This window comes from Thiobacillus sp. (assembly GCF_024708915.1).
Genome location: NZ_JANJXQ010000105.1, coordinates 1 through 4376, shown reverse-complemented (window position 1 = coordinate 4376; position 4376 = coordinate 1). Strand labels below are relative to the sequence as shown.

Sequence of the window (4376 nt, the reverse complement as noted above, 5' to 3'; positions counted from 1 at the left end):
CGTCACGAGACGATCGTACTGAATACCCATTTCAACCAGCTGCCCCAGACCGGAAATTCGGTAGCCGGGCGCCAGCACGTCGTCGGTAATGCCCCGACGCTGCGCAGCGGCAACACACACGACCAGATCGACGCCATGGTCGGCGGCCAGCTTGGACCAGCGCGCCGAGACATTGCGATCATCCTGCGGCGGCGTTGCCAGGCGGGTGGAATTGTTCACGCCATCGTGGTAGAAAAAAATCCGCGGTACTTTGTGACCCTTCTCGATCGCCGTACGGGCGAAGAGATAAGCGGAATCACTGGCCTGATGGGTGTAAGGCCCTTCGTTTACAAGAATACCGAATTCCATTTGTCTATCTCAAACTCCGAAAAATCCAGCCATTTATTATCAGCGCCGCCGCAATCAAGCCGCGGCGGCCGCCGACGGTTCCCGAAAGCTCAGAAGCGGATGTGCGCAGAAGCGTTCAGGTTGGCACGGCTGCCGCGCCAGTTATCGATGTGATACTTGGTGAATGGCAGACCCGTCTTCTCGAAGAACGCAGGCCAGCCGATACGGTCGATCCAGTCGTTCATGCGCTCCCAGGGCTTGCCGTCAGCCTTGTAGGTCGCCAGGATTTTCTTGACCACTTCGGCCACTTCCGGCCAGCGCGGCGCATGGTTCGGCAGACCGGACGCAACCAGCTTGTGGAAGGTCGGCTTGGAACGAGCGTTCGAGTTCTTGCCACCCACCCAGATCGCAATCTTGGAATGCTCGGGATCGTTGATCTGCATCGGCGGGCAGGGCGGGAAGCAGGCGCCGCAGCAAATGCACTTCTTCTCGTCGACTTCCAGCGAAGGCTTGCCGTTCACCAGGGCGGGACGGATCGCCGCCACGGGGCAGCGGGCCACGACGGACGGACGCTCGCACACGTTGGCGACCAGATCATGGTTGATCTTCGGCGGCTTGGTGTGCTGAACGATGATGGCGATGTCGGCCTGGCCGCCGCAGTTGATTTCGCAGCAGGAGGTCGACAGCTTGACGCGGTTGGGCATCTCGCACTTGACGAAATCGTCGTACAACTCGTCCATCAGCGCCTTGACTACGCCGGAGGCGTCGGTACCGGGAATGTCGCAGTGCAGGAAACCCTGGGTGTGGGCGATCATCGACACCGAGTTGGCGGTGCCACCGATGGGGTAGCCCTTGTCGTTCAGCGCCTTGATCAGCGGCTCGACCTTGGAACCGTCGGCCACCATGTATTCAATATTGGAACGCGCGGTGAAACGCACGAAACCGTCTGCGTACTGGTCGGCAATGTCGGCCAACTCACGAACAGTATAGTGATCCAGCTGACGCGCCGTACCGGCCTTGACCGTCCAGATCTCGTCGCCGGAATCGGCGCGATGATAGAGGACGCCCGGCTTCGGATGGCTGTGGAAAGCCCATTTGCCATAGTTCTTCACCATCACGGGGTGCATGTAGGGCATCGGATCCGGTGCACCGGACTCGATAGGCGGACGCAATTCTGCCATGTTTTTTCTCCAACTGATTTCAATGCACGAGCCCCGGTTCGCACCAAGGCCCGCGGTAAACGAAACTTAAGCTGCCGACGACTGCTTGTACTCGTTCCACTTCTCGACTTGCTCGTCCCAGTCGTCGGAACGGAAGTAGGGGTTGGAACGCGGCGCGCTGATCATGTTGGGATCGACCGGGATATCCATGCCTTCAAGGAAGTTGGCCAGGCCGATACGCTCGATCATTTCGCCGGTGCGCTCATGCTCCAGCGCATTTTCCGCGAAGAAGTCGATGATGTTGCGCGACAGTTCGTTCAGTTTCTCGAAATCCTCGTCGGACTCGAGCTTCATGAACGGGATCACCACGGTACCCATGGTTGCACCAATTTTCAGCACGCCCTTGCCGCCAACCAGGATGGTGACACCCTTGTCCACGCCGGTCCGCAGACCACCGGGGATGACGTTCAGGCAGTGCATGCAACGCACGCAGTTCTTGTTGTCGATGCACAGGGTGTTGCCATCGCCCAGATTGGCAGCGGAGACATGCTCGCTGGCCTTGAACTTATCGCTGGACACCAGGGTGATGGCCTTGGTCGGACACTTGCCGATCACGTCATTGACGAGATCGTTCATGCCATGCGCCTTGAAGTAGTCCTGAACCAGGGCTTCGTTGACACGGATGTTGTCGCGCCAGGTGCCGATGGTCGCCATGTCGGAACGCTGGATGGCGTTGACGCAGTCGTTTCCGCAACCGGAGAACTTGAACTTGAACTTGTAGGGCAAGGACGGGCGGTGCATGTCATCGATGTTGTTGTTGATGACGGTGCGCAGCGCCTTGGCTTCATCGAAGCAGGAATGCTCGCAGCGTGCCGCGCCAACACAGGACATCGAGGTACGCAGCGCGGGACCGGCGCCGCCGAGATCGAAGCCCATTTCGTTGAATTCGTCGAAGGCCTTTTGCACGTCGGCCGTCCTGACACCCTGGAGCATGATGTCGCCGGACTGGCCGTGCAGCCCGATCAGACCCGAGCCGCCGGTAGCCGACCAGGCGTCGCACATCTTGCGCAGCAGATCGGAGGTGTAGTGCATGCCGGGGGGCGGCTGGATGCGCAGGGTGTGGAATTCGGCTGCCTCAGGGAACAGCGGCTGATGGTTTTCATCCTTCAGCTCGGTAAAACGGGGAATCACGCCGCCGCCGTAGCCGAACACGCCAACCGTACCGCCCTTCCAGTAGCCCTTCATGTGCTGGTAGGACGTTTCCAACTGACCCATCAGGTCAACCATCATGTCGTTGTCGTTGGCCAAACGCTTCAGGCCGGTCACGAAACTGGGCCACGGGCCTTTCTCGAGCTCGTCCAGATTGGGCGTATCAATCATCTTCTTTGCCATAGTTTTCTCTCCTAGAACATTTCGAAATGCCCGCTTAAGCCGACAGCTCAACGGTGTCCCGCCATCCTATTGAGTTGACAGCCTTATCACCATCATTCTCATGGGTAAACCGGTTACTCCATCGCGGTAGGCCGCAACCTACCCAAAAGGAGTAGATCGTTTTCCCCAATGCGGGAATGCCCCACCCAGGCAAAGAGTGAGACATTACGTGCCCGCTACTGGAATCGATTAGAGTATTAAAATATTGTTGCAAACGCAAGCCCACGTATGGAGAAGGGTTGAAAGCCTGCCCCTCTCCCCAATCTATTTAAAATTCGGTTGCATTGCCCGACAACGTAACCCTATCCATAAACTGTAGCCACACGGATTGAGATTCCATGCCTGAGATTACGCCCCTGGATAAATTGCGGCTGCCATTTGGCGGCCAGGAAATCGAGTTTCAGCACCTGACGCACGAAGCGGGCGGTGTGCCGTTCCTGCGCATCCGTATCCGCGAGAACAAGCGTTTCACCATATTCGACGTCGATCCGGCCAGCGCGCAGAAATGGGGCGAGCTGATGCAGGCCTGGGCCAGGGACCATGCGGGAAACGCGCCATGAACTGGGCGGGCTGGCCTGAAAACAAACCCGAGGAGTATGTGCCGCGCATGACCGACCTGCAGTTCGATCTGGTCGGCACCACCATCCCGGCCGAGAATGCGCAATTGCTGTCCGTCGCGCTGCAAGCGCTGGTGCCGTGGCTGGGTGAAGAGCCGGGGGTCGGCATTCAGCATCTGAAAGGCGCGGAAACCAACAGCGGCGACGCCACGCTCAACATCAACCGGCGCACCAAACTGTTCCTGCGCGTGCCCAAGGCACGGGTGGACGCCATGCAGCGGCTGGTCGGCCAGACGCTCGACCTGGCCGGCCACGCCTTGCAGATCGGCAGCTTCAAGACGCGCGAATTCAGCCCGTTCGCCAACATCTATGCGCACTTTGTTGACACGGGCAGCGCGGGTGAAGAACAATTCGTGCAGGATGTGATGCGCGAACTGGACGGCCGCTTCCAGTTGCGTTGCGGTTTCATCTGCGGCAAGCAGCAAACCCTGCAAAGCACGTCAGGACCGCTGTATGGCTACAGCCTGATGCTGCACGACGTCCCCCCGCACAAGTCCCTGCAACTGCAGGACGAAGGCCTGGGACGCAACCGCTTGTTAGGCTGCGGGATATTCATCCCGCATAAATCCATCGCGTCGGTCATTCCGGCGATTCTTTAGCACCCAACCCGAAAGGAGAAAACATGTCTTATGTTGTAAACGGCGAAGAGCTCGAAACCGGCGACGAGGACTTCCTGCTGGAAGCCAACTTCAGCGACGACGTCCCCCCGGTCATCGCCGCGGCTGAAAAAATCACGCTGACCGACGAGCACTGGACGGTCATCAACTACCTGCGCGACAAATATAAGGAAGACGGTCAAACACCGAACTTCCGCAACATGCTGGCGGAAATAGAAGATATG

6 protein-coding genes are annotated in these 4376 nt (G+C 58.7%); 3 read left to right on the top strand and 3 right to left on the bottom strand.

Annotated features, from left to right (window positions below; all coding sequences use genetic code 11):
• From tusD to dsrA, 3 genes are all read right to left on the bottom strand, one after another.
• A partial coding sequence (gene tusD, locus Q0L94_RS07970; RefSeq protein WP_296752187.1) for a sulfurtransferase complex subunit TusD occupies positions 1–348 on the bottom strand: 348 nt, incomplete at its 3' end.
• 89 nt (positions 349–437) lie between these two features.
• Positions 438–1508, bottom strand: coding sequence for a dissimilatory-type sulfite reductase subunit beta (gene dsrB, locus Q0L94_RS07965; protein ID WP_296752184.1), 1071 nt, complete (start codon positions 1506–1508; stop codon positions 438–440).
• Between the two features lie 66 nt (positions 1509–1574).
• Positions 1575–2879, bottom strand: a complete 1305-nt coding sequence (dsrA, locus tag Q0L94_RS07960; RefSeq protein ID WP_296752182.1) for a dissimilatory-type sulfite reductase subunit alpha — start codon at positions 2877–2879, stop codon at positions 1575–1577.
• Positions 2880–3256: 377 nt separating this feature from the next.
• Between dsrA and Q0L94_RS07955 the strand changes: the two genes are divergently transcribed.
• The 3 genes from Q0L94_RS07955 to Q0L94_RS07945 form a co-directional block, all read left to right on the top strand.
• Complete coding sequence (locus Q0L94_RS07955; RefSeq protein WP_296752180.1) at positions 3257–3478, top strand: hypothetical protein; 222 nt, start codon at positions 3257–3259, stop codon at positions 3476–3478.
• Positions 3475–4134, top strand: coding sequence for a type I-MYXAN CRISPR-associated protein Cas6/Cmx6 (gene cas6 / locus Q0L94_RS07950; RefSeq protein ID WP_296752178.1), 660 nt, complete (start codon positions 3475–3477; stop codon positions 4132–4134). The genes Q0L94_RS07955 and cas6 overlap by 4 nt, the downstream gene beginning before the upstream one ends.
• Positions 4135–4157: 23 nt before the next feature.
• Positions 4158–4376 (top strand): TusE/DsrC/DsvC family sulfur relay protein (locus Q0L94_RS07945; RefSeq protein ID WP_296752174.1); only part of this gene is annotated, 219 nt, incomplete at its 3' end.

Excerpts from the sequence above, each read along its gene's own strand:
- dsrB (WP_296752184.1), bottom strand. The coding sequence starts at position 1,508 with ATGGCAGAATTGCGTCCGCCTATCGAGTCCGGTGCACCGGATCCGATG.
- dsrA (WP_296752182.1), bottom strand. The coding sequence starts at position 2,879 with ATGGCAAAGAAGATGATTGATACGCCCAATCTGGACGAGCTCGAGAAA.
- Q0L94_RS07955 (WP_296752180.1), top strand. The coding sequence starts at position 3,257 with ATGCCTGAGATTACGCCCCTGGATAAATTGCGGCTGCCATTTGGCGGC.
- cas6 (WP_296752178.1), top strand. The coding sequence starts at position 3,475 with ATGAACTGGGCGGGCTGGCCTGAAAACAAACCCGAGGAGTATGTGCCG.